This window comes from Desulfoferula mesophila (assembly GCF_037076455.1).
Taxonomy (GTDB): domain Bacteria; phylum Desulfobacterota; class Desulfarculia; order Desulfarculales; family Desulfarculaceae; genus Desulfoferula; species Desulfoferula mesophila.
In genome coordinates, this window is record NZ_AP028679.1 from 2,468,024 (window position 1) to 2,492,842 (window position 24,819).

Here is a 24,819-nt window from a genome sequence, read left to right on the forward strand (position 1 = left end):
GCACGAGGCTCGGCCGGGCTACTACCTATCGCCCTGGCGCTGGCGCACGATCTCGAACAGCAGGGCTCCGGCGGCCACCGAGGCGTTGAGGCTCTCCACCCCTGGGGCCAGGGGCAGACTGGCCTGCATGTCGCACAGGGACATCAGGCGTGGGCCCACACCCTTGTGCTCCCCGCCCACCACCAGGGCCAGAGGCCGCCTCAGATCGTGCTCCCAGGGCGGCGGGGCCTGGCGGGTGGCCGCGGCCAAAAGCCACAGTCCCGCTTCCTGAAGCTCCTGGGCGGCGGCGCTCAGGTTGGTGACCCGGGCCACCGGCACCAAAGAGGCGGTCCCGGCGGCGGCCTTGAGGGCGGCCGGGGTCAGGGGGCAGGCCCGGTCCTTGGGCATGACCAGGCCCTGGGCCCCGGCGGCGGCGGCGCTGCGCAGGATGGCCCCCAGGTTGTGCGGGTCCTGGATGTGATCGGCCAGCACCACCAGGGCGGCATCCCCGGCGGCCTGGGCCGCCACGATGATCTGCTCCAACGGGGCGTAGTCATAGGCGGCCATGACCAGGGCCACTCCCTGGTGAGCGGCCCCACCGGCCAGCTCGTTGAGCCGCTGGCGGGGAGCCCGGCGCACCTTGACCCCGGCGGCGCGGGCCGCCTCGGCCAGGCGGGCCAGGGCCGCGTTCTTGTCGCCCGCGGCCAACAGCAGCTCGCCGGCCGCCTTGGGCTGCTCGGCCAGGGCCTGGGCCACGGCGTGGCGGCCCACGATCACGCTGTTTTCACTGTCCGCCAAGGCTAGGTGTCCTGAAACTCGTCCAGCAGCTTAAGATGCCGCGAGGTGCGGCAGCGGCCGGCGATGATGATGGCCTCCACCTGGGCCACGGCCCGGTCCAGGTCGTCGTTGACCACCAGGTAGGTGGCATTGAAGGCCTTGCTCAACTCGTACTTGACCCGGCCCAGCCTTTGGGCCAACTGGTCCTCGTCCTCGGTGCCCCGGCCCCGTAGCCGCCGCTCCAACTCGGTGGGGCTTGGCGGCACCAGGAAAATGAAGACCCCGTCAGCGAAGCGCTTGCGCAGGCTCTCGGCCCCGTTGACGTCGGTGTCCAGGAAAAGGTCTTGGCCCTGCTCCAGCACCTGGCGCACCATCTTCTCCGAAGTGCCGTAGAGGTTGCCGAAGATCTCCTCGTGCTCGGCCATCTCCCCGGCGGCGATGCGCTTCTGAAACTCTTCGCGGCTCACGAAGTGGTAATCCACCCCGTCCTTCTCGCCCGGCCGGGGGGCGCGGGTGGTCAGGCTCACCGAGTAGGCCAAATCTGGCATATCGGCGCGCACCCTGGCGGCGATGGTGCTCTTGCCCGCCCCCGGCGGGCCGGACAGCACGTATATTTGTCCCTCGCCGTTCATGCGGGCTCCTCTTCACTCAAGGACAGGGTTGATTCGTCAAAGCTGGTGGACTCGTAGCGCTGGGCCATGGTGTCCGGCTGGATGGCCGAGAGCAGCACGTGCCCCGAGTCGGTGATCACGATGCTGCGGGTGCGCCGCCCCTGGGTGGCGTCCAGCAGGCGCCCCGCTTTGCGGGCCTCCTCGCGCAGGCGCTTCATGGGAGCCCCGGCGGGATTGAGTATGGCCACCACCCGGCGGGCGGTCACGGTGTTGCCGAAACCCAGGCTCATCAACTTGCCGGCCATGACGCCTCCCCGCGCCTATTCCACGTTCTGGATCTGTTCCCGGATGCGCTCCAGCTCGGCCTTGAGCTCCACGATGGTCTGGCCCGCCTCGGCGTCCGGGGTCTTGGAGCCCATGGTGTTGGCTTCCCGGTTGAGCTCCTGCATAAGGAAATCCAGTTTGCGCCCCACCGGCTCGGAGCTAAGCAGAAACTGCTTGAACTGCTCCAAGTGGCTGGCCGCGCGCACCGCTTCCTCGGTGATGTCGGCCTTGTCGGCGATCACCGCCACTTCCATGGCCAGGCGCTGGGGGTCGGGCTCGGTGTCGCCGGTGAGAAAGGCGATGCGCTCGCGCAGGCGATCCTGATATCCGGCCACCACCTGGGGAGAACGGGCCGCCGCCTCGCTGAACAAGCGCCCCACCACCTCCAGGCGGGCCCCCAGATCCTCGGCCAGGGCCTGGCCCTCGGCGGCGCGCATGGCCTCCAGCTCGTCCAGGGCCTGGGCCAGGGCGGGCTCCAGCTGGCCCCACAGGGCCTCGGGGTCCGGGCCCTCCTCCTGGCTGAGGATCAGGTCGCGGTTGTAGAGAAAGGGCATGAGCCCCGGCTCCTGCTCCACGCCCAGCTCTTGGCGCAGCTCCTCCAGCACCCGGCGATACTCGCGCACCAGGGGCCGGTTGAGCACCAGGCGCGGCGCCGCTTCCACCGCGCCGCTGGCCGCGACGCTGAGGCTAACCCGTCCCCGGGTCAGACGGGCGCTCACGAACTTTTTGATGCGCTCTTCCAGGGCGGTCAGCCCCGTCGGCAGGCGCAGATGGAAATCCAGGTAGCGCGAGTTAACCGTCTTTAGCTCCGCCACCCAGGCGCCATCGCCGACGTGGTTTTGGCCCCTGCCGTAACCGGTCATGGACTTGATCAAAGGTTTTCTCCTCGCGACCGCTCTGCCTTGCCCTGCCACAAAAGGCGGCCGCGCAACAATTCCAGCAGATCGCGTATCTGTTCCCCGGCATAGTCCGGGTAGGTCCAGGGCAGCGGCCGATAGGCGCCGCCCTGATAATAAAGGGTCACTTCGCCGTAGACGCCCGGGGCCAGCTCCATGCGGTGCCCCGCGAATTTGTGGGTGGCCAACACCAGGCTGTCCCGATCCAACAGGCCGGGGTCCAGGTTGACCAGGCGCCGACCCTCGCGGGAAAGCTCGCCTTCCAAGGCCGCGCACTGGCGCTTTATCCCGACCAGCTCGCCGGGCAGGCGCAACCGCTCAAAGGCGGCCAGGCGGCGGTTGAGGCCAATACCCATCTCCGGGGCGTAGTACTCGCTCCGACTAAAGGGCATGGGCTCGGAGTAGAATACCACCGGCCCCAGGAGGATGGCCAGTCGGCCCAGGGCCCGGGCCCGGGGCTCCTCGCGCCCGGCCAACAGGCTCACCACCAGACGGGCCGGCCGGGCATCGGCTCCCATGCGCGCCTAGGGCCGGCCCACGCTGATATAGGTGAAACCGGCCTGGCGCACCTTTTCGGGCGCGTACACGTTGCGCAGGTCCACCACCACCTTGCCGCGCATCACCTGTTTCAGCCTGGCCCAGTCCAGGTTGCGGAACTGGTTCCACTCGGTCATGAGCACCAGGCAGTCGGCCCCTTCGGCGGCGTGGTAGGAGTTGTCGCAGGCCACCAGGCCGGCCATCTTTTCCATGGCCTCGGCCATGCCCGCCGGGTCGTAGGCCCTCACCTCGGCCCCCCGGCGCATCACGGCCGGCAGAATGGCCAGGCTGGGCGACTCGCGCATGTCGTCGGTGTTGGGCTTGAAGGTGAGCCCCAGGCAGGCCACTACCTTGCCTTGCAAGTCGCCGCCCAGGGCCTGGGCGATCTTATCGGCCATGCGCCGGCGCTGATCACGGTTCACCTCGATCACCGCCTCCACGATGCGGAAGCGGTAGTCGTGGTCCTTGGCGATATGGGCGATGGCTTCGGTGTCCTTGGGGAAGCACGAACCGCCATAACCGGGCCCGGCATGCAAAAACTTGGACCCGATACGCCGGTCCAGACCCATGCCCTTGGCCACCAGGTTCACGTCCGCCCCCACCTTTTCGCAGATATTGGCCATCTCGTTGATGAAGCTGATCTTGGTGGCCAAAAAGGCGTTGGAGGCGTACTTGATCATCTCCGCGGTTTCCACGTTGGTGAGCACGAAGGGCGTCTCGATGAGGTACAGGGGGGCGTACAGGTCGCGCATCACCGCCTGGGCCCGCTCGCTGCTGGTGCCCACCACCACCCGGTTGGGTCGCATGAAATCCTCAATGGCCGAACCCTCGCGCAAAAACTCGGGGTTGCTCACCACGTCGAAGTCCAACGGGGTCTCCTGGTTGGCCCGGATGATCTCGGCCACCTTCTGGCCGGTGCCCACCGGCACCGTGGACTTGGTCACCACCACCTTGTAGTCGGTCATGGTCTGGCCGATGCTCTTGGCCACCTGCTCCACGTACTTGAGGTCCGCCGCGCCGTCGTTGCCCTGGGGGGTGCCCACGGCGATGAAGATCACCAGGGAGTTCTTGATGCCCTCTTCCAGGTCGGTGGTGAAGCTAAGGCGGCCCTCCCGGGCGTTCTTGGCCACCATCTCCTCCAGGCCCGGCTCATAGATGGGCACCTTGCCCCGCTTGAGCATATCGATTTTTTCCTGGACCTTGTCCACGCAGACCACGTTGATGCCGAACTCGGCGAAACACGCCCCGGTTACCAGCCCGACGTAACCCACGCCAACCATGCAAATGTTCATACCCTAAGTCCCGTTACCACCGCTCTCAAGCGGTCTAAATTATTTTCCGGGCCCCGTCCTGGGAGCGCAGCAAGGCCCGGCCTCCCAGAGCCAAGCCGGTCAGCAGCCAGAACATCATGCCCGTATCGTCCACGAAAAAATCGTCAAACAAGTTGCGCAAGCAGAACCCGGCCACCAAGGCGGCAGTGGCCGCGGCAAAGGCCTGGACTTCTTGCCCCGCACGGGGAGGCGAGTTGGGCCACAGCGCCCACAGCAGCACCCCCATTATAAGCAATATGGCGACCAAGCCTTGCACCCCCAGTTGCAGGGTCAGATCCACGAAGGTGTTGTGGGCGTGCCACAACAGCGGCTGGTGGGTGGCCCGGAACTTGGGATAGGCCTTGGAAAAGCTGTGCCGTCCCAGGCCGATGCCCCGGAAGGGATCCTTTTTCACCTGCTTGTAGGAATAGGCCCAAAGGGTAAGCAGATCTCCGGCGGTGCCCCCGGTCTTGAGGGGGTTACTCACCAAACGGTCCCAGCTTTCGCCATGGCGAGAGCCCGGCGCCATGAACATCACCCCCACCGCCAGCAAGGCGGCCAGCCCCACCAAGAGCAGGGTGCGCAGGCGGTGACTGGTGAGCATGACCAGGCACATGGCGGCCTGCAACAACATGGCCAGCCAGGCGGCCCGGTTGTAGGTGACGTAGGCCATCAAAATCGTGGCCAGCAGCAGGGCCGCCCAGAGCCACCTGGGGCCGCGCCCAGTCCAAAGCAGCGGGGCCAGCAGCAGATACGGCCACACCAGCACCAAATAGGTGCCCAGGGTGCCGTAGCCGCTGTGCAGCGATCCCGCCCGCACCGCGTGATTGAACAGGGAGCCGCCTTCGTTGAAAAAGATAAACAGGCCGGCCGAGGTCATAACCGCCAGGCCCGCCAGGATCACCCCCCAGAATTGCTTAAGGTTGTCCGCCTCCTGGATCAAATGCACCCCGGCGTAGAAAAACAAAAGGCCTCTGAGAACCTCGGACCGGAGTTCCTTTAGGCTGTAGTCCATGTCCACCGCGGTGAACAGGCTGAACACCGTGACCGCCACGTAGAAAAGCAAAGGCCAGAAAAGCACCGTGGCCCGAAAACGATCCCCCCCGCGCGCCCACAGGAACAGGACCAGGAACAAGAGCATGCCCACCATGGCCATCTCGCGGGCCGCGGTGATGGACTCCAGGGGCAAAATAAACACCAGGCTCAGGGCGAAAAGGCGGGCCATCCGGTAAAAGGCGTCGGCCAAGCCGGGGCGCTCCCATTGGAGCAGGCCGCTCTGGTGCTGCGCGCTCATCAGTCCTGATACCTGCCCTGCCGGGTCAGTTCCACCAGGCGGGCCAGGCCTTGGCGAAAGCCCACCTTGGGATCGTATCCCAGCACTTTCCGCGAAAGCTCCAGGGAAGCCAGGCTGTGGCGCACCTCGCCGATGCGGGCCGGGGCGAAAACCGGCTTCACCTCGCTGCCCAGCAGCTCCCGCAAAACCCTGAGCAGGTCCAATAGGGAATGGCTCATCCCGGCGCCAACGTTCAGGGCCAGGCCCGGCGCCACCGGAGAGGCGCAGGCGGCCAGGTTGGCGGCCACCACGTTGTCCACGTAGGTGAAATCGCGGCTCTGGCGGCCGTCGCCAAACACCGTGGGGGCCTGACCGGCATGCAAGGCGAAGAGAAACCTGGGCACCACCGCCGCATAAGCGGCCTGGGGATCTTGGCGGGGTCCGAAAACGTTGAAATAGCGCAAACACACGGTCTCCAGGCCGTAGACCTGGTAGAACACCTTGCAGTATTGCTCCATGCCCACCTTGCTCACCGCGTAGGGGCTTACGGGGTTGAGCGGCAGGCTTTCGCTCTTGGCCGTCGTAATCGGCTCCACGTCGCCGTAGATGGAGGAGCTGCTGGCCGCCACCACCCTCTTCACCCCCGCCCCCTTGGCCGCCCACAGCAGATTAAGGCTGCCCGTGGCGTTTACCTCGTGGGTCAGCAAGGGGTCATCCAAGGAGCACTGCACCCGCGATTTTGCCGCCTGGTGCAGGACGTAGTCCACGCCCTCCACGGCCTCGCGGCAGGCTTGAGGGTCTCGTATGTCCCCCTCCACGAAGCTGAACTCGCCCGGCCCCCGGCGCGCGGCCTGCAGGTTGCGCAGACTGCCGGAGCTGAGGTTGTCCAACACCCTCACTTTGTGGCCCTGGGCGGTCAGGGCCTGGGCCAAATGGGAGCCGATGAAACCGGCCCCGCCGGTGATCAAATAGGTGGACACTAATTGTTCCTGCGAGTCAGAAAGGCCAGATCCTGTTCCAGGGCCTTGGAAAGCCGTCCCGCCGTAACCGCCGAGGTGCCCACCTCGCCCACCACCACTCCGGCGGCCACGTTGGCCATGACCGCGGCTTCGGGCAGTGAGAGCCCGCTGACCAGCCCCAGGGTCAGGGTGCTGATGACCGTGTCCCCGGCCCCGGTTACGTCGAACACCTGTTTGGCCATGGTGGGCACGTGGTCCATGCCTTCGGGGGTCACCAGGGTCATGCCCCGCTCCCCCTGGGTGATGAGAATGGCCCCGGCCTGCAGGTTCTCCAGTAGCATGCGCCCGGCGCGCTCCACCGCGTGATCCCCCTGGGGGCTGATGCGGGTGGCGGCCAGGGCCTCGTAGTGGTTGGGGGTAACCACCGTGGCCCCGGTGTAGAGCGGCATGTTGGCCACCTTGGGGTCCACGCTCACTACCAGCCTGCCCGAGGCGGCCTGCTGCTGCACGGTGTCCAATATGGCCCGGCTGATGACTCCCTTGGCATAGTCGCTAACAATGACCGCGTCGCACAGCGGCAGTTCCTTGGCCAAAAAGGCCTGCATGGCCTGCAAGGAATCGCCGGGGCATTCGCGGCGGCTCTCACGGTCCACCCGCACCATCTGCTGGCTGTGGGCCACCACCCGGGTCTTGACCGTGGTGGGGCGGTCTTGGCACACGATCAGCCCCTGGTTGGGTACCTCGAGCTGGTCCAAAAGCTCCAGAACCTGACGGCCGGCCCGGTCCTCGCCCACCAGGCCGCAGATGCCGGCCCGGCAGCCCAGGGCGATGAGGTTGTGCACCACGTTGGCCGCGCCGCCGAGCATGTAGGTTTCACTCTCCACCTCGACCACCGGCACCGGAGCCTCGGGGCTGATGCGCTCAACGTGGCCCCAGATGAACTCGTCGAGCATCACGTCGCCCAGTACCAGGATGCGCCTGCTGCTGAAACGCCGCACCGCTTGCTGGAGGCGCTCCAAATCAAAACTGTAGGTCATGAAACCTTATCCCCTGACTCCCGCCCTTGTCCCAGCCGCTCCAGGGAGGCCAGAACCTCCTCGACCTCTATGGGCTCTATGGGGCCGGTGGCCCCCAATATTTGGCTTTCCACCCCCCAGGGCCGCCAATTGTACAACGGCGTGCTGGACCACAATACCACTTGAGGCTTGTGCACTGCCGCCGCGAAATGCATGGGTCCGCCTTCGGGGGTGATAAAAACCCGCCCGGCGGCGATCATGGCGGCAAAGTCCTTGAGGCTGGGCGAACAAAACACCGGGGGCTTGGGTTCCAACCCCTGGAGTATGCTTTCGATCCAGGCCTCGTGCCCGGGCGCGTGGGTGATCACCACCCCCCCGGGGCGCCGCGCCAGTTCCTGGGCCAGGCGGCGATACTTGGCGTCGGGCCAGGTGCATTCCGGGCGGTAGGCCCAGCGGGTGATGTTGAGCACCACCGGCGGCCGCTCCGGGTCCAAGCCGTAAGTGGCGAACAATTCCGCTACTTTGGCTCTGGAATCCTCGGGTACTTTGAGATACAGCTTGCCGGGGGGGCTGTCAAGGCAGATGTGGCGCAAAAGGGACATGCAGCGCAGCACTTCGTGGTCTTTGCGGGCGGGCCAGGGTGCTGGAAGATTGTAATAAAAACCCCAGCGTCTTTTCTTGCCCCTGGCTTCGGGCCCCAGACGCCAGCGAGCCCCGGAAGCGTAGGTAAGCCAAGCCTGAGAATTGGAAAAACTGTCGCGGAAAGCCACGGCCAGGTCGAAACGCCTCCGGCGCACCTGGGCCAGCGTGGCGGCCATGCGCCTATAGGACTCCACCTTGGAGTAGTGGCGATGCTTGGCCTTGGGATAGACGAAAAGCTCGTCCAGGGCCGGGTGCCCCTCTATGGCCGTCTGGCTGAGGGTGCACACCAGGGCGGCCAAATGGGCCCGGGGAAAGGCATCGCGCAGGGCCTGGATGGCCGGGGTGGTGCACAACACGTCGCCGATGTTGTCGTTGCGCACCACCAAGATGCTCTTTACCCGCTCGGGGTCTAAGGCACCGGGCCGGTCGCGCAGCGTCCCCAGCACCAGGGGATTGATTATAAAAGGTAACCAGGACAAAGAACGCCTCAGGCCGAAAGCCCCAACATTTCCAGGCTGGTTTCTATGACCATGTCTTCGTGGAGTTGTTCCATGCACACAGGATCGAGACAACCCTTGTCCGCGCAGGGATCGCAGGTGGCCGGCACCTTGAGCACCCGGTCCCGCGGGCCCCGGGGGCCCACCTTGGCCGGATCGGTGGGGCCGAAAAGGCCCAGCACCGGGGTCTGTACCGCCTGTCCCAGGTGCAAGGGCCCGGTGTCGTTGCTTATCACCAGGTCCAGGCGGCTGAGCACCGCGCCCAACAGGCGCAGGCTAAGGTTGTAGCCCTTGTGAAACTCGCGGCCCGCGGCCTCCTCGGCCCGGCGGGCCAGGTCGCGCTCCGAGCTGTCGCCGATGTGGATCACCTCCACGCCCCGGGAGCATAACGCCTCGGCCACCCTGCCGAAACGCTCCGCTTGCCAGCGGCGGTATTGGGCCGAGGCCCCCAGGACCAAACCTACCCGCAGACGATCCGGCCGCATGCCCTGCTGGCGCAACCAGCCTTCGGCGTACTCGCCTTCCTCGGGACGCAAAAACATGCGCATGTAGCGGTCTTGGGTTTGAATCTCGGCCCCGACCCACTGGGCCAGGCGCAGGCGCTCGTCCACCGCGTGCACCTTGGGGTTGCGGGGCAAGGCCTCCAGGCGCAGTTCGGGGTTCCGCCAGCCCTGGATATTCACCGCAGTCTCATAACGCAGGCGGGGCATGAGCTTTACCAGGTCGTCGTTGGCGTGGAGCACCACCAGGCTCTGGTAGCGCCGCCCGGCCAGGGCCGCGGCCAGGTAGGCGCGGCTGAAGGCGTTGTTGCGGTAGGGATATAAGCTCCTAATATAAGGATTCTCCTGCAACAACGGGCGGCGTTTCTGGTGAACCAGGACGTCCACGTCAAAGCAGCGGCCCAAGGCGATCAGGGCAGGGCTGCAAAACATGGTGTCGCCGATGGCCGTGGTGCAGGCCGCCAAAACCTGGGGTCGGCTCATTACAGAATCCCAACTTCCGGTATACCCCTGTGAAACCCCTTGGGTGGAAACGTCCCTCCCAAGGCCCAACAAGGCTAAAATATAGCACAGCTTAGCTTTTTGGCTAGGCCCGGCGCAAGGCGGCAGGCAAGGGAAATGCCCAATGAGAGGTCATGGGCCGCCTAGGCGGCGCTGTCTTCCAGGGTGGCCATGGTCTCACCGAGCCACTGCTGCTGGCTGGGCACCTGGTGGGCGAATCCCTTGGGTAGGGCCAAGGCCTTCTCGCAGGCCGCGGCCAATTCCTCCACCTGCCCGGCCGCCGAAACCACCGCCCCGCTGATCCCCTCTTCCACCAACTCCGAGGCCCCGGCCGCGGCGGTGGTCACCACCGGGGTGCCCGCGTACAGCGCCTCCAGGCAGGCGATGGAACAGGGGTCGTATATGGTGGGCAACACCAGGGCGTCGGCCGCGGCCAGCAGGGGCGCCACCTTGGTTTGCAGACCCAAGAAACGCACCCGCCGGGCCACGCCCAGCGATTTGGCCTTGCCTTGCCAGGGCCGAATCCCATCCCGGCCGGCCACCAGCAGACGCGCCTGGGGCAGACGGGCCAGGGCGGCCAGGGCAAAGGCCAGTCCCTTGCGCTCCCAGCCCGAGCCCAGGAACAAGAGCACCGGCCGGTCCTTCCCCAGTCCCAGCTCTTCGCGCTTGGCGCGCCGGGTGCGGACCTCGCGGGCCGGGGCCAGGTCCGCCTCGTCCACCGCGTTGTAGATGACCTTGATCTTGTCCGGCGGCACCTGGTAATAGCGCTGCAGTTCCTCGGCCACCATGCGGCTGATGGCGATCACCCAGCGCAGCTCCGGCGCGTTCAGGGTGCGCCGCTCCAGCTCCAGCAGGGCGCGGTGCTTGGGGTTGAGGCCCAGGTTCAGGCGCTTGAGGCGGCCCTCGTAGGGGGCGCGGCGCTCCAACCAGGCGGCGTGCACCCCGTCCCCGGCCCGAAAAACCGGGCAGCCGGGCACCCGCTCCATGCTCAGATAGGAATCCAGGGCCAACCCCTTGGCCTCGGCCAGGGCGGCGGCGGCCCAGGCGGTGGGCTTGGCCGGGGCTATCTGGTGCAGGCTTACCCCCGAGGGCGCCTGGCCCTGCCAAGCCGAGGTCATCACGTGCACCCCGTGGCCCCGCTGGGCCAAGCCACGGGTCAACAGGCCCAGCACCCGCTCGGCCCCGCCGGTGAAGTCGTATTTGTAGCGCATCAGACCCAGACGCATGGCTTACCCGGTCCTTTGCAGCAAACGATCCGTGGCCTCGATCACCCGCCCGGCGGGCAGTTCCACCAGGCAACGGCTGACCTTGGAGTCCTGACACCCGGCCCGGCCGCAGGGATGCTCCCGGCAATCGCCCACCACCACTTCGCTGGGCACCTGCCAGGGACCCCACATTTGCTCGCCCGAGGGGCCGAAGATGGTGAGCACCGGCACCCCCAGGGCGGCGGCCATGTGCATGGGCGCGCTGTCCACCCCCACGAAGAGTCGGGCGTTGGCGATGAGCCCGCCCAGGCTGTCCAGGTCCAACTGGCCGCTCAGATCCAGGGCCACCGCGCCGGGCGCGGCCAGGGCCTTGATGCGCGCCACCATCTCCCGCTCCTTGGCGTCCGGCCCGGAGGTCAGCACCACCCGGTGCCCCAATTCGGCCAGGTGATCGAGCAGCGCGGCGTTGCCCTCCGGGGTCCAGGTCTTGAACATCCAGCGGGAGGTGGGATGGACCACCACGTAGCCCCCCGGTTCCAGCCCGGCCTGGCCCAACAGGCGCGCGGCCTCGGCCCGTCCCCGGGGGCCCGGCTCCAGTTTGAGCGCGGTGTCGCCGGGCTCCAGTCCCAGAGCCCGTACTTGTCCCAGGAAAGCCTCCACCATGTGGTGCTCATCGTCCCAGCGGGGGGCCAAAACGTGGAAGGCCCGGCCGCGCATCCGGGGCGTCTTGGGCCGGAAACCCACCCGCAGGCGGGCCCCCGAGGCCCAGGAGAGAAAGGCTCCCCGGTCGCCCTCGGCCAGTTCCAGAGAAAGGTCGTAGTTAGCCCCGCGCAGGCGGCTGAGAAAGCCCAGATGCCAGGCCGCCGCGGCCAGGGGCCCCGCGTGGTTGCGCTTGAGCGTCAGCACCTGGTTGATCTGGGGATTGTGGGCCACCATGGCCTCGGTGCCGGGGTTGACCACCAGGTCCACGGCCAGGTCGGGCCAGCGCTCCTTGAGGGCCGTCACCACCGGAGTGGTCACCAGCACGTCGCCGATGTGCCCCAGCTTGATCAACAGGGCGCGGCGGGGATTGCTGGGCAAGGCCTTGGGCAAGCTCACGCCTCCAGAGGCTGGGCCTCTTCCGGCAGCATGATGGGGATGTCGTCTTGCACCGGGTAGCGCAGGCGGCACTGGTCGCAGACCAGCCAGGCCCCGTCGTCGCTCAGGCTCACCGGTTGCTTGCACTGGGGACAGGCCAGAATCTCCAACAGGTCGGGGCTCAGGGCCATGCTCACACCTCCTGCAGCAACTTGAGATTTTCGCGCACCCAGCGGGCCTCGGCCTCCAGGCCCTGGGCCAGGCCCACCTGGGGCACGTAGCCCAACAGCTCGCGGGCCTTGGAGCAGTCGGCCTCGGTGTCGCGCACGTCGCCCTTGGCCACCTCCAGGCGATCCACCCGGGCCCTCTGGCCGGTGATCTCCTCCAGCATGGCGATGACCTGGTTCACGCTCACGCGCGAGCCGCCGCCCACGTTGAACACCTGGCCCGCGGCCTCCGGGGCGCTCAGGGCCGCGATGGTGGCGGCCACGATGTCGTCCACAAAGGTGAAGTCCCGCGACTGCTCGCCGTCGCCGAACAGACGGATGGTGCCGCCCTCCAGCTGGGCCCGGATAAAACGGTGGAAGGCCATGTCCGGCCGCTGGCGAGGGCCATAGACCGTGAAGTAGCGCAGGCTCACCGTGTCCAGGCCGAAGTTGCGGTGGTACAGGCCGCAGAGGTGCTCGGCGGCCAGTTTGGTCACCCCGTAGGGCGATACCGGCCAGCAGGCGCTGGTCTCGCGCATGGGCAGGTCGCTGGTGTCGCCGTACACGCTGGAGGACCCGGCGTAGACCAGGCGTCCCAGTCCCAGCTCCTTGCCCGCTTCCAGCAGCCGCTGAGTGGTGAGGATGTTGTTGTGGGTGTAGACGGCGAAGTTGGCCCCCCAGGAACGGCGCACCCCGGCCTGGGCCGCCAGGTGCACCACCCCGTCGATGCCCCGCAACAGCTCGGCGGGCGGCACGGCCATGATGTCGGCCTCGATCAATTCGAAATCTTCACTGCCGCGCAAAGCCCCCAGGTTGGCCTCCTTGAGGGGCCGAGGGTAGTAGTCGGTGAAGCTGTCGATGCCCCGCACCCGGTGGCCCAGTTCCAGCAACCGCTCGGAGAGGCGCGAGCCGATAAAGCCCGCCGCGCCGGTGACCAAAATGTTCATGCCTGTATCATCTCCCGGAAACCAACCGCAGGGCAGCCTGCGCCGCCTGGTCGGGGCTTATCTGAATCATGCATTGCGCGTCGCCGCAAAAACGCTCGAAACACGGGCTGCAATCCAAACCGGCCCTAAGTATCTCGTGTCCCGCGCCACTGGGGCCGGTGCGCCAGGGAGCGGTGGGCCCGAACAGGGCCGCCACCTTGGTGCCCAAGGCCGCGGCCAGGTGCATCACCCCGGTGTCGGTGCACACCACCGCGTCGGCCAGGGTGAGCAGCGCGGCCAATTCCTTAAGGCCGGTGCGGCCGGTGAGGTCCAACAGCCCCTCGCCCAACTCGCTGTGCCGCGCGATGAGCCGCCCGATGTTCCGGTCGTCGCGCGAGCCGCTGACCACTAGGCGCACCCCTTGGGCGCCCAAGAGCTTGGCCAACTCCACCCAAGAGGCCAGGGGCCACAGCTTGGAGTCCCACTTGGCCATGGGGTGCAAAATCACCATAGGCCGCCCGTCGTCCGGCCAGGGCAACAGGGAGCGGGCCGCGGCCAACTCTTCGGGCCGCGGACTCAGGCCAAACTCTATTTTAGCAGGACGCTCCAGGCCCAGGGGCTCCAGCATGTCCAGGTAGCGCTCCAGGGCCGGGCGGTCGGGGTCAAAGGGGGCCAGCTTGTGGTTGTAGGCCAGGGCGGCCAAGGGCTCCTTGCCCCCCCGCCAGCCGATCTTGCGCTCCCCGCGGCTCAGGGCAACACAGATAGCACTTTTCATGAGCCCCTGCAAGTCGAGCACCGCGTCGTAGCGCACCGAGCGCAGCGCCCGGCCAAAGCCGGTGAGGGGCGACAAGGGCAGGCCTTGGGCCTCGGACATCTCGTGGCGGGGGCTCACCAGCACCCGATCCAGGGCCGGGTGGTCTTGCAGGAGCCCGGCCGAGGGCCGCTCCACCAGCCAGTCGATCTGGGCCTCGGGCAACTGGCGGCGGATGGCCATGGCCACCGGCAGGCTCTGCACCACGTCGCCCAGGGCCGACAGTTTGACGATCAGCACCTTCATCAGCGCCCCACCCCTTGAGCCAAGCGGGCCAAAATCCAGCGGGCGGCGGCGTCCAGGCCCGGCAGGGTCGCGGCCGGCTCCTCGGCCGGGGAGGCCACCGGGTCCAGGGGCATGCCGCTGGTCACCAGCAGGCTGGTCAGCCCGGCCCGGTTGCCGCAGGCCACGTCGATGCGCTTGTCGCCCACCATGAAGGAGCCTTCCAAGCTGAGGCTCATCTCTCGGGCCGCCCGCTCCAGCATGCCGATGCCCGGCTTGCGGCAATCGCAGACCATGGCGTAGGGCTCCACCACCCCCTCGGGATGGTGCGGGCAGTAGTAAAAGGCGTCCAGCGCGGCCCCGGCCTCCTCGCGCAATTGGCGCTCCACCTCGGCCTGCACGGCCAGCATCTGCTCCAGGCCGAAGCGGCCCCTGGCTATGCCCGACTGGTTGCTCACCGCCACCACGGCCAGGCCCGCCTCACGCATGCCGGCTATGGCCCGGGCCGCGCCGGGCAGCAGGCGCACCTGGGCGGGGTCGGAGATGTAGCCCACCTCAACGTTGATGGTGCCGTCGCGATCCAAAAACACCGCCCGCCGCATCAGGCCCCCTCCCCCGCCTGGGCCAACAGGCCGCGCGCGGCCAGAGCTACCTCTTCAGGGCTTATGGCCGTGAAGCACTTCAAATCGCCGCTGGGGCATTGGGGCTTGAGGCACGGGCTGCAATCCACCGGCGAACGCAGCAAGGCGGTGCGGGGCCCCAAGGGGCCGGTGGTCACCGGGTCGGTGGAGCCGAACACCGCCACCGTGGGCCTGCCCAGGGCGGCGGCGGCGTGCATCAGGCCGCTGTCGTTGGTGATGAACAGGGTGCAGCGCTCCACCAGGGCCAGGGCCTGCCCCAGTCGGGTGGCCCCGGCCAGGTTGCGCGCCTCCATGCCCGCCAATCCCTGGGCCACGGCCTCGCAGGCAGCGCTTTCCCCCTGGCTGCCGAACAACAACACCGCGTCGGCCGCATCGGCCAAGTCGCGGGCCGTGGCAGCGAAGCGCTCGGCGGGCCACTGCTTGGCCGGGCCAAAGGCCGCGCCAGGGGCCAGGCCCAGAAGCCGGGCTCCTTCCAGGCCCTCGCGCCGCAGATACTCGTTCGCCCATTCCCGGTCCGGGGCCGCCAAAATCAGCTCGGGCCGCACCCCCTCCGGGGGCGGGCTCGCGGGCAAAAGCCCGGCCTGGTCCAGGATGGCCAGGTAGTAACTGGTCTCGTGCACCCGGCGCAGTTCCGGGGTGAGCGTGGCCCGGTGGGTCAGCAGCAAGCCCCGGCCGTCGCGGCTATAGCCCAGACGCACCGGGATGCGGACCAGCCAGGCGATTGCCGCCGCCTCGAAGGCGTTCTGCAACAGCACCGCCCAGTCGTAGCCGCGCGCCCTTAGCTGCCGGGCCAGGGCCAGCATGCCCCCCGCTCCGGCGTGCTCTCCCGCCTTGTCATAGGCCAGCACCCGGCTCACCCCTGGCTGGGCGCCGTACACCGCCGCGGCCCAGGGCCGGGCCAAGACCTCGATCGCGGCCTGGGGGCAGGCGGCGTGCAGGGCGGCCAGGGCGGGCAGGGTCATCACCGCGTCGCCCACCCAGTTGGTGGCCCGCAGCAGAATGCGCCGGGGCGCGGCCGGGTCCAAGCACCGCATCAGCGCTTCTCCCGGGGCCAGGGCTGGAAGGGCTTGGTCTTCCAACGCTGGTGCAGCCAGAACCACTGCTCGGGTTTTTGGCGGATGATGTCCTCCAGCACCTTGGTGTAGTTCTGGGTGTTCTGCCAGATGTCCATGGTCTTGTCGCCGGTCTTGACCAGGGGAATTTCCGGGGAGAAGTACACGTCGAACTTGCCGTCGTCGGCCCGCCAGTTGTAGTGAGCGATGACCGGGGCCTCGGTGGAGCGGGCCAAGAGGGCCAGTCCCTTGTTGGTGCAGGCCGGGCGCCCGAAAAAATCCACCCACTCGCCGTCGTACCAATCCACGTTCTGGTCCAACAAGAGGCCCAGCATGCGGTTCTGTTTGAGCCCCTTGAGCAGGACCCGGGCCGAGCGGTTCTTGGGCACCACCACGCTGTCCGAGCCCTTGGTGCGCCAGGAGTTGACCAGACGATCGGCCGGCGGCCAGTCTATGGGCCGGGCCACCACCAGGGCCCCGAATCCCAGGCTAAAAGATCCGGCGATGTTGCCCCACTCCCAGTTGCCGAAATGGCCGGTCAACAGGATGAGCCCCTTGCCCTTGGCCATGGCGTTGTGCACGTTGTCCAGGCCGTGGCAGCGGGCCTGGGCCGTAATCTCCTCGGGGCTCAAACGCACCAGGCGGGGAATCTCCGTGGCCACCTGGGCGATATGTTCAAAGACCTTGCGCGCGGTGGCCTCCACCCAGGCGGCGTCTTTTTCCGGGAAAGAGGCGCTTAGGTTGGCCAGCACGATTTCGCGGTGACGCCGGTCCAGGCGCATGGCCATGCGGCCCAGGCCCCGGCCCACCGCCCGGCTGAGGCCCAGGGGCGGCAGGGACAGGGCCCACACCCCGGCGCGCAACGCCCGTTCGGCCAAACTCATCGCGCCCCCTCCCAACCGGCCAGGACCGTGGCCAACAGGCGCGGCAAGACTTGGGGACCGTCCATAAACTCCAGGCCCAGGCGGGTGCTCCACACCGGGACATCTTCCGGCAGATCCCGGGGCAGGCGCACCGCGTCCTTGCCCGAGCACACCAGGGACCGGGCCGATAGGGTCTGGGCCCGGGCCCACAGCCCGGTGAGTTCTTCCGAGGTGAAGTGGTGGTGGTCGCCAAAGGTCTCCAGGCCCAGCACGGTGAGCCCGGCCTTGCGCAGGCTGTCCCGGAAGCTCTCAGGCCGGGCCAGGCCGCAAAAGGCGTAAACCGGCTCCCCTTGCCAGTCGCTCTCATCCAAGGCGCGGCCCTGCCGGGCCAACTCCAGGCCCTCCAGACGATAGCGGCAAGCCAGGATTGGCTTGTCGCCCACCAACCTGGCCAGCGATTCCCTGGCCCGCCGGGCCTGCAGCGCATCGCGAACCCTGGTCAGCACCACCGCCTGGGCCCGCTCCAGGGCCCCCGGCCCCTCGCGCAAACGGCCGCGCGGCAACAGGCGCTCCCCGTCCAGGGGATCGGACGCGTCCAGGGCCACCAGGTTCAGGTCGCGGTACAGGGCGCGGTGCTGCAGCAGGTCGTCGCCCACCAACACCCGCGTCCCGCAATGTTGCAAGAGCAGTTGTCCCGCCTGGAAACGCGAGGCCCCCACCGCCACGGGAACCCCCAGGCGGCGGGCCAAAAGCAAAGGCTCGTCGCCGGTCTGATCCACCTCGGCCAGCACCCGCTGGCCATCGCTGACCAGCAGGGGCTCGGTGCCCTGGCGGCCGTAGCCCCGGCTGATGACCCCGGCGGGCAGGCCCATGTCCTCCAGGGCCCGCACCACAGCCATGGTCAGGGGTGTCTTGCCCGTGCCGCCCACGGCCAAGTTGCCCACCCCGATCACCGGCACCGGCAAGCGCCGGGAGGGCTTGATCTTCAGGTCAAAGGCGGCGTTGTTGAGCCACACCCCGGCCCCATAGAGCCAGCTGCCCGCCGTGGCCGCCGCGCGCAAGGCGCCCAGCCAACGGGGGCCGGGCTCGTCGCCCAGCACCCGGCGCCACAAGGCCTCCGCCCGGCTAGCCATGCCCCCCCTCCAGCAACCGGGCCGCCGCCGCCACCGCCCGATCCACCGCGCCGTGGTGGGCGCTCACGAACTCCCGCGCCGCCCGGCCCATGGTGCGGGCCTTGGCCGGGTGCTCCAACAGCTCGCCCCAGACGCCAGCCAACTCCGCCCCGGTTTCGATGCGCCGTCCCCCTCCGGCGGCTTCCAGGTCGCGGGCCATCTCCAAAAAATTGTGGGTGATGGGGCCGAACACCACCGGCACTCCCTGGGCGGCGGGCTCCAAGAGATTGTGCCCGCCCACCGGCACCAGCGAGCCGCCCACGAAAGAAGCCGCGCCCAGGGCATAGGCCGCGGCCAGCTGGCCCAACATATCCAGGATCACCACCTGGGCGTCCTCCGGGGCCGGCCCCTGGGATAGCCGGGCCGCCCTTAGGCCGCGTTCCTGGGCCAAGCGGGCCACCGCCCCGCCCCGCTCCAACTCGCGGGGCGCGATGAGCAGGGCCAGGCCGGGCACGCGTTCTTTCAGCCTCTCATAGGCCTCCAGGCAGGGCTCCTCCTCCCCGGCGTGGGTGGAGCCGGCCACCAGCACGGTGCGCCCGGCTAGGCCCAGCTCCTCAGCCAGGGCGCTACGCTGAGCCTCGTCCAGGTCCGCCGGGGCGCTGTCGAACTTGAGGTTGCCCCCCACCTGGACCTTGCGGGGATTGACCCCCACGCTGAGCAGACGCTCCCGGTCGGTGGCGGTCTGCACCAGCACCAGGTCGAAGCCCCGCCACAGCTCCCGGGCCAGGGGCCCCAGGCGGCGGTAGCCCTTGAGGGTGCGGGGGCTCACCCGGCCGTTGACCAGCATGCGGGGCACGCCCCGTTCGGCCAGGGCCCATTGCCAGCCCGGCCATAGGTCGCCCTCCACCAGAATGGCCAGTCCCGGCCGCAGATCATTAAGCACCGGGCGCACGGCCCAGGGCATTTCCAGGGGGCGGATGAAAGCGGCGTCCACCTGGTGGCCCAGTTTTTCGCGCACCGTGGCCAGACCCTGGCCGGTGCCGCAGGAAAAGGCGATGGGCTTGCCCTTAAAGCGCTCCCGCAGTCCGCGCACCAGAGGCAGGGCCGAGATCGTCTCGCCCACGCTCAAAGCGTGCAGCCAGATGCCGCCGGCAGGCAGGGCGGGCGGCTGGGCCAGGGGGCCCAGGCCCAGGCGGGCCAGGGTGGCCGCGCGCTTGGGCGGCCGGGCCAGGCGGGCGGCGATGAACGGCGAAGCCGCCGCCGCTCCCAGGCCCAAGGCCAGGCTGTACAGGGTGCCCTTCACGCCCCGCCCCCGGGCAGGTCCGAGGCCTGCCAGGCCACGTCTCCCGCGCGGCCCGGCGCCCTGCCCCAGGCCACCTCGTCAATAGGCACGCCCGAGGAAGCCTCTTGCACGGCCGCGTCCACCAGGCGAGGAAAGCTCACTCCCCGGTCCTTGAGGCGGGCGATGAGCCCCTCGAGCACCGGAGCCTGGGCCCTGCCCTCCACTTCGCCGTGCAGGGTGTAGACGTTGAGCTCGCCGGGGCGCACCTGGTCGGCCAGCCAGGCCGCGGCGGTGTCCAGGGTCACCCCGCCGCGCCCCAAAATCTCGTCTAGGGTGGGCAGGGTGGTGGGCAGCTCGATCAGGGGCAAGGCCCGGCCGCCCACCAAAGGGCGGAAGGGACGGCGGCCCCGGGCGCAGGAGACGTGGGTGATGCCCATGTCGGCCAGGGCCTGAAAGGCCATGGGGGTGATCTGCCAACCCGGCGAGGCGAAGGTCTTGGGAGCCATCCCGGTTATCTGCTTGTACAGACGCCAGGCCCGTCCCAGGTGGGAGCGGATGCGCGCGGCGGGCAGGTGGCGCATGCGGTCGTGCCAGAACACGTGGTCCCAGCCGTGCAGGCCCACCTCGTGGCCCTGGGCCATGAGCTCACCAAACAGGTGCGGAGCGGATTGGGCGATGATGGGCCCCGGCAGGAGCACGCCGTAGAGCATGGTGGTGAGGCCGTAGGCCCCGGCCGCGCCGGAGCGCAATTGCTTTCGCAAAAAGCCGGGCTTGACCAGGCGGGCCAGGGCGCGTCCCGAATGGTCGGGCCCCATGGCGATGAAAAAGGAGGCATGGACCCCCGCCCGCGCGAAGATATCCATGAGCCGGGGCACCCCCTGGTTCAGCCCCACCTTGGTGTCGACGTCCACCTTGAGGACCAGGCGGGTGGCGGCCGCGGGCTCGGACCGTTCAATAGGCATGCTTACGACCCGGCTTCAGAATCCCTGGTCTCGCGCACCACGAAACGCGGCCGATGGCGAACCTCGCGATAGATGCGGCCCAGGTATTCGCCCATGAGCCCCACCACCAGGATTTGCAGGCCCACGAAGACGAAAAGAATGGCGAACAGGGTAAACACCCCCTCCACCTCCGGGCCCACCACCAGGCGGCGGATGATTAGGAACAGGCCGAAGCCCAACCCCACCAAGGCGATGAGCACCCCCAAGACGCTGACCATCTGGATGGGCAGCACGGAAAAGCCGGTCATCAAATCGAAGTTGAGCTTGATGAGCTTGAGGATGCCGTACTTGGAGCGGCCCGCCGCGCGCTCGGCATGGGCCACGGGAATCTCGCCCACGCTGGAGGCGTAAAGATTGGCCAGGGCGGGGATGTAGGAAGACGACTCGTGGGAGGCGCTCATGGCGTCCACCACCTCGCGGCGATAGGCCCTGAGCATGCAGCCGTAATCCTTGAGCTGCACCCCCACCACCCGGCTGGTCACCTTGGCCACCAGCCAAGTGGGTATCTTGCGCAGCACCGAGTCGTGGCGCTCTTGCCGCCACCCGCTGACCACGTCGAACCCCTCCTCCAGCTTGGCCACCAGCTTGGGCACCTCTTCGGGAGGGTTTTGCAGGTCCGCGTCCAGGGTAACCACCACCTGGCCCCGCACTTTTTCAAAGCCCGCGAAGATGGCCATGTGCTGACCGTAGTTGCGGTTGAAGCGCACCAGGCGCGCGTGGGGGTCCTGGCCCTGGATGCGGCAGAGCAGCTCCCAGGAGGCGTCCTTGGACCCGTCGTCCACGTAGATCACCTCCCAACTCCAGGGGGAGGCGTTCAGGGTAACGGACAGGCGGGCGTGCAGCTCCACCAAATTGTCTTCTTCATTAAATACGGGGATGACCACCGATAGGTAGGGCTGGTTTTGCGTGACTGCCGGGGGCATGGGCCTCTCCGCCTGGGGTGATGCCAAAACTCGCTGTTCGCGGGTTTATAATATGGCAGGGCAAAGGGATAAAATCAAGTTGGCCCGGAGTGTTAGCCGGGGGGACGGTTGCTGAACAGGGTCTTGTCGCCCACCGTGGCCCAGGGGAACAGGGGCAAGGCCTGCTTGCGCTTTTGGGCCAGGGCGTGAAAACGCTCCCAGCGGGGGGTTTCCGCCACCGCGAAAACCCGTTGGGGCCCGCTCATGAGTTTCATCAAACCCTGGTTGCCGTTCAGGAACCATTTGGCCCGCCCGGGGTCCAGGCGCCGCCCGAAGTCCAGCTCGCCCCAGTTGTCGGCCACGACCACCCGGCGGCGCGCGTAAAAGGCGGTGCCGTGCCAGTAGTCGCCCAGGGTGGCCAAGAGGTCGTCGGGCTTCAGTTCCTGGGCCAGAGGAGCGATCATGGGCCCCAGGGAGCGGCTTTTCTCCACCTCGGGCAATAACTGGGCCGCGGTCAGGATCAGGCACAAAAACACCGCCAGGGGGGCGTAGGCCGCCGCCCAGGCGTGCGAACGCACCGCGTACACCCCCAGGCCCAGCAGGGCCAACGCCAGGGGGCCCAGGAAAACCAGCGCGCCCACCTCCTGAAACTGAAGGTTTCGGCTCACCCCGGCGAACACCACCAGGCCCAGGCCCAGCAGCAGGCACAAGGTGGCCAGGGCGGTGATGCTGGCCCTGAGCCCGGCCGGGGCCGTGGCCCCCTTGGGCCAGGACATCACCCCGCTCAGGGGGCGGCCCACCAACAGGGCCAGGGGGGGGAGCATGGGCAGGGCGTAGTGCAGCATCTTGGAGCGCGAGACGGTGAAGAACACGAAGAAGCCAACGAACCACACCGCGCTCATGAGCCAGGAGCGGGCCTCGGGCTGGCGCCACTGGGCCCGGGGGAAGGTGCGCCCCACGCACCAGGGCAGGAGCATGGTCCAGGGTAGAAAGGCGCCGGGCACCAGCAGGAAGTAATACCACCAGGGCTCGAAGCGCTGGTGCTGGGTGGTGAGCAGGCGGCCCACCTGTTCGTCCCAGAAAAAGTAGGTGATGAACCCCTTTTGCAGAATGGCCGCGGCCACAACCCAGGGTAGGCACAGCAAGAGGAACAAGGCCCAGCCCCGCCAGTCCCAGAGCAGGCGGCGCAGCAGGAGCCACTCCCCGGCCAGCAGGCCGAAGAGCACCACGGCCATGGCCGCCAGGCCCGGCCCCAGCACCCCCTTGGTCAAGAAACCGATGGCGCAGCCCACCCAAAAGGCGTAGAGCCCCCACTGGCGTCCGGCCCGCAGGCTCCAGGCCCCCCACACGGCCAGCAGGATGCCGCAGCACAACACCATGTCCACCAGGATAACCCGGCTCAGAGCCAGGAACATCAACGAGGTGGCCAGCACCAGGCCGGACCAGAAACCGGCCCGGTCGTCGTCCCAAAGCCCTCGGCCCAGGGCGAAGAGGATAAGCACGCTCAGGGTGCCGAACACAGCGGGCACCAGGCGGGCGGCGATCTCGTTGACGCCGAAGGCCGCGAAGCTAAGGGCGGTGAGCCAATAGTAAAGCGGCGGCTTCTCCAAATAGATGACGTAGTTCAGCCGGGGGATGATCCAGTGGCTGAAGGAACCGGACTCCAGCATCTCCCGGCCCAGCTCGGCGTAGCGGGCCTCGTCGCTTTCCCACAGGTAGTGCATGCCCACCTGGGGGAAGAACAACACCAGGCACACCGCCACCAAGAGCAGGAAAAGCAGGCGTCGCTGCCAGTCGGGGTTTTGCAGCAAATTGATCACAGGGTCGTCTCAACCTCGGCCTTGGGCCGCTCCTGAGTAGGCGCGGAATTTTCTTGCGGCGCCGGGCTCGGCGAAAGCTCTTCCTTGGGCTCCTGGGGAGGCGCGGCCTGGGGCGCGACGCCCGGCGGGACCGGCTCCCGGCTCACCGGCGGCGGGGCCTCGCCGCGCCACTGGGCCAGGGCCGTCGGGTTGCCGCCCAAAAGATAGCCCTCCCCCTGGTCCAGGACCACGAAGTTCGGCGTGGCCGTGAGGCGCTCCCGCAGACCCACCCGGCTGAACACGTACACCGGCCCGGCGGCGGCCAGCTCCTGGGACAAATCCGGCCCCTGGGCCGCCGGGAGTTGAAGCAGGCTACGCCCAGTATAGTAGACCAGGCTGGGCTTACCCAGGCCATAGGTCAGCACCCGGGCGTCCTCGCCGGCCCGGCGCCCCACCTCCAGGGCCAGCCGCTTGGCCGGGGCTTGCAGCACCTGGGCCGCCTGGGGCATCAGACCCAGGAACAGCGCCGCGCACAGCAGGGCCGCGCCCCCGCCCAGGGCCCAGGGCAGCATCCCGCCTCGCCCGCGCCGCGCGGCCCAGGCCGCCAGATACATCCCCGCCCCGGCGACGAAGGCGGCCACCAGAGGCCACAGCACCATCATGGGCGGGCGCAGGGGCAAGGCGTAGGGGCCGGAGTCCAGACCCGAGCTCAAGATGGTCTCCCACAGCAGGGGCAGCGCCGCCGGGGTGGCGGCCAGGGCCAACACCCACAGTCCGCCCGAGATCCACAGGCCCGCCCAAAACACCCAGCGGGCCAGGCGTCCTCCGCCCTCCCCCATGGCCAGGCGGCGCAGTTGGCAGGCGGCCAGCACGGCCACAAAGGGCATGGCCGGCAGGATGGCGCTAAGTTGCTTGGCCGGGTTCAGGCCGAGCACCAGGAGAATGACCAGCAAACAAATCGCGGCCAGCAAATGCAAACGGCTCAGGCGGTCCAGTTCCCTTTGCTCACTCGGGTTCTGCAACAGGGCCCGGCCCAACTCGGGCAAGGCGGCGGCGGCAAAGGGAAAGGCCCCCAGAAAAAGCACGGGCAGATAAAAGGCCAGGCCCGGGCCGAGGTCCAGCCCGGGCAGGGAGGCCGCCAGGGCCTCCAGGAAGCGGTCGCCCAGCTTCCACCAAACCAACACGTACCAAGGCAGGTTGATGGCCAGGAAGATCAGCAGGCCCCACAGCCAGCGGACGCGGGCCAGGGCATAGCCCAGGCGCCCCTGGGCCAGGGCGTAGAAGGCCGCGCTGGGCAGCACCAGGGCCAAGGCCAGCGGGCCGGACGTCAAGAACCCCAGGCCCAAGGCGGCCCAGCCCGCCAGCCACCAGCCGCCCCGGTCTGCCTCGCTCTCCAGAGCCAGGAACCAGGCCAGCAAGGCCAGGGTGGTCCACAGGCTGAGCAGGGCGTCGCCCAGGCAGGCGCGTCCCGTGAGCACCATCAGGGGGCTGAAGGCCAGGGCCGCGGCGGCCAGGGCCCCCAGGGAGGCCCGCCCCGAGGCGCGCCAGACCAGTAGGCCCACCGCCAGGATCAGCAGCAGGGCGCTGACAACCGAGGGCAAACGCGCCCCCAGCTCGTCCGCGCCCGCCAGGGCCTGGCCGGCGGCCACGGCCCAGTAGGTCAGGATGGGTTTTTGCAGTTGGGGCGCGCCCTCATAGGTGGGCACCAGCCAGTCGCCCCCGGCGCGCATGGCGGACACGGAGGCGGCGTAACGGGCCTCGCCTAAATCTGTGAGGGGTACCTCGCCCAACCAGGCCAGATAAAGGGCACCGGCCGCTGCCAGCACCAACAACAGGGCCAGCGCTCCCCGCAGATTGCTCTTGCCCTTCATGACGCAGACTCCCTAGCCATTTGGGGT

25 protein-coding genes are annotated in these 24,819 nt (G+C 68.3%); all 25 read right to left on the minus strand.

The genetic code is table 11. The annotated features are described in order from the left end of the window. Positions 1-21: 21 nt before the first annotated feature. Entirely contained in the window at positions 22-777 is a 756-nt protein-coding gene (rlmB, locus tag AACH32_RS11095; RefSeq protein ID WP_338599250.1) for a 23S rRNA (guanosine(2251)-2'-O)-methyltransferase RlmB, read from the minus strand. A gap of 2 nt (positions 778-779) precedes the next feature. Further along, positions 780-1,388, minus strand: a complete 609-nt coding sequence (gmk, locus tag AACH32_RS11100) for a guanylate kinase (RefSeq protein WP_338599252.1) — start codon at positions 1,386-1,388, stop codon at positions 780-782. After that, positions 1,385-1,672, minus strand: a complete 288-nt coding sequence (locus tag AACH32_RS11105) for a DUF370 domain-containing protein (protein WP_338599255.1) — start codon at positions 1,670-1,672, stop codon at positions 1,385-1,387. The genes gmk and AACH32_RS11105 overlap by 4 nt, the downstream gene beginning before the upstream one ends. Before the next feature lie 15 nt (positions 1,673-1,687). Beyond that, on the minus strand, positions 1,688-2,566 hold the full coding sequence (locus AACH32_RS11110; protein WP_338599258.1) for a YicC/YloC family endoribonuclease: 879 nt from the start codon (positions 2,564-2,566) through the stop codon (positions 1,688-1,690). Further along, positions 2,563-3,105: a DUF4416 family protein gene (locus AACH32_RS11115; RefSeq protein ID WP_338599261.1), complete on the minus strand. Its 543-nt coding sequence runs from the start codon at positions 3,103-3,105 to the stop codon at positions 2,563-2,565. The genes AACH32_RS11110 and AACH32_RS11115 overlap by 4 nt, the downstream gene beginning before the upstream one ends. Before the next feature lie 6 nt (positions 3,106-3,111). Continuing rightward, positions 3,112-4,416 carry a UDP-glucose dehydrogenase family protein gene (locus tag AACH32_RS11120; protein ID WP_338599264.1) on the minus strand — a complete coding sequence of 435 codons (1,305 nt, stop codon included), beginning with the start codon at positions 4,414-4,416 and terminating at the stop codon, positions 3,112-3,114. A 34-nt stretch (positions 4,417-4,450) separates the two neighbouring features. Then, the gene (locus tag AACH32_RS11125) at positions 4,451-5,728 is read right to left on the minus strand and encodes an O-antigen ligase family protein (protein ID WP_338599266.1); all 1,278 of its coding nucleotides are present in this window, start codon (positions 5,726-5,728) and stop codon (positions 4,451-4,453) included. Beyond that, positions 5,728-6,687, minus strand: a complete 960-nt coding sequence (locus tag AACH32_RS11130; RefSeq protein ID WP_338599268.1) for an SDR family oxidoreductase — start codon at positions 6,685-6,687, stop codon at positions 5,728-5,730. The genes AACH32_RS11125 and AACH32_RS11130 overlap by 1 nt, the downstream gene beginning before the upstream one ends. After that, positions 6,687-7,703, minus strand: a complete 1,017-nt coding sequence (gene rfaE1, locus AACH32_RS11135) for a D-glycero-beta-D-manno-heptose-7-phosphate kinase (protein ID WP_338599270.1) — start codon at positions 7,701-7,703, stop codon at positions 6,687-6,689. Before rfaE1 ends, AACH32_RS11130 begins: the two co-directional genes overlap by 1 nt. Further along, positions 7,700-8,803 carry a glycosyltransferase family 9 protein gene (locus tag AACH32_RS11140; RefSeq protein ID WP_338599273.1) on the minus strand — a complete coding sequence of 368 codons (1,104 nt, stop codon included), beginning with the start codon at positions 8,801-8,803 and terminating at the stop codon, positions 7,700-7,702. The genes rfaE1 and AACH32_RS11140 overlap by 4 nt, the downstream gene beginning before the upstream one ends. An 8-nt stretch (positions 8,804-8,811) precedes the next feature. Next, positions 8,812-9,804 carry a glycosyltransferase family 9 protein gene (locus tag AACH32_RS11145; RefSeq protein WP_338599275.1) on the minus strand — a complete coding sequence of 331 codons (993 nt, stop codon included), beginning with the start codon at positions 9,802-9,804 and terminating at the stop codon, positions 8,812-8,814. 161 nt (positions 9,805-9,965) lie between these two features. Continuing rightward, the gene (locus AACH32_RS11150; RefSeq protein ID WP_338599277.1) at positions 9,966-11,048 is read right to left on the minus strand and encodes a glycosyltransferase family 4 protein; all 1,083 of its coding nucleotides are present in this window, start codon (positions 11,046-11,048) and stop codon (positions 9,966-9,968) included. A 3-nt stretch (positions 11,049-11,051) separates the two neighbouring features. Next, a complete protein-coding gene (rfaQ, locus tag AACH32_RS11155; protein WP_338599280.1) occupies positions 11,052-12,125 on the minus strand; it encodes a putative lipopolysaccharide heptosyltransferase III in 1,074 nt (357 codons plus the stop codon). Next, positions 12,122-12,295, minus strand: coding sequence for a Trm112 family protein (locus AACH32_RS11160; RefSeq protein WP_338599282.1), 174 nt, complete (start codon positions 12,293-12,295; stop codon positions 12,122-12,124). The genes rfaQ and AACH32_RS11160 overlap by 4 nt, the downstream gene beginning before the upstream one ends. A gap of 2 nt (positions 12,296-12,297) precedes the next feature. Next, a complete protein-coding gene (locus AACH32_RS11165; protein ID WP_338599284.1) occupies positions 12,298-13,257 on the minus strand; it encodes an NAD-dependent epimerase/dehydratase family protein in 960 nt (319 codons plus the stop codon). A gap of 7 nt (positions 13,258-13,264) precedes the next feature. Next, on the minus strand, positions 13,265-14,293 hold the full coding sequence (gene waaC / locus AACH32_RS11170; RefSeq protein ID WP_338599287.1) for a lipopolysaccharide heptosyltransferase I: 1,029 nt from the start codon (positions 14,291-14,293) through the stop codon (positions 13,265-13,267). Further along, positions 14,293-14,871 (minus strand): D-glycero-alpha-D-manno-heptose-1,7-bisphosphate 7-phosphatase, encoded by a 579-nt coding sequence (locus tag AACH32_RS11175; RefSeq protein WP_338599289.1) that lies wholly within the window; start codon positions 14,869-14,871, stop codon positions 14,293-14,295. The genes waaC and AACH32_RS11175 overlap by 1 nt, the downstream gene beginning before the upstream one ends. Beyond that, positions 14,871-15,944 (minus strand): lipopolysaccharide heptosyltransferase II, encoded by a 1,074-nt coding sequence (gene waaF, locus AACH32_RS11180; protein ID WP_338599291.1) that lies wholly within the window; start codon positions 15,942-15,944, stop codon positions 14,871-14,873. The genes AACH32_RS11175 and waaF overlap by 1 nt, the downstream gene beginning before the upstream one ends. Beyond that, positions 15,944-16,846: a lysophospholipid acyltransferase family protein gene (locus tag AACH32_RS11185; protein ID WP_338599293.1), complete on the minus strand. Its 903-nt coding sequence runs from the start codon at positions 16,844-16,846 to the stop codon at positions 15,944-15,946. The genes waaF and AACH32_RS11185 overlap by 1 nt, the downstream gene beginning before the upstream one ends. Beyond that, the gene (lpxK, locus tag AACH32_RS11190) at positions 16,843-17,958 is read right to left on the minus strand and encodes a tetraacyldisaccharide 4'-kinase (protein ID WP_338599296.1); all 1,116 of its coding nucleotides are present in this window, start codon (positions 17,956-17,958) and stop codon (positions 16,843-16,845) included. Before lpxK ends, AACH32_RS11185 begins: the two co-directional genes overlap by 4 nt. Then, positions 17,951-19,240 (minus strand): 3-deoxy-D-manno-octulosonic acid transferase, encoded by a 1,290-nt coding sequence (locus AACH32_RS11195; RefSeq protein WP_338599299.1) that lies wholly within the window; start codon positions 19,238-19,240, stop codon positions 17,951-17,953. Before AACH32_RS11195 ends, lpxK begins: the two co-directional genes overlap by 8 nt. After that, positions 19,237-20,181 (minus strand): polysaccharide deacetylase family protein, encoded by a 945-nt coding sequence (locus AACH32_RS11200; protein ID WP_338599302.1) that lies wholly within the window; start codon positions 20,179-20,181, stop codon positions 19,237-19,239. The genes AACH32_RS11195 and AACH32_RS11200 overlap by 4 nt, the downstream gene beginning before the upstream one ends. Positions 20,182-20,183: 2 nt before the next feature. Continuing rightward, entirely contained in the window at positions 20,184-21,143 is a 960-nt protein-coding gene (locus AACH32_RS11205; RefSeq protein ID WP_338599305.1) for a glycosyltransferase, read from the minus strand. 92 nt (positions 21,144-21,235) lie between these two features. Continuing rightward, a complete protein-coding gene (locus AACH32_RS11210) occupies positions 21,236-22,942 on the minus strand; it encodes a glycosyltransferase family 39 protein (protein WP_338599307.1) in 1,707 nt (568 codons plus the stop codon). Next, positions 22,939-24,792: a glycosyltransferase family 39 protein gene (locus AACH32_RS11215; protein WP_338599309.1), complete on the minus strand. Its 1,854-nt coding sequence runs from the start codon at positions 24,790-24,792 to the stop codon at positions 22,939-22,941. The genes AACH32_RS11210 and AACH32_RS11215 overlap by 4 nt, the downstream gene beginning before the upstream one ends. Positions 24,793-24,819: the final 27 nt, after the last annotated feature.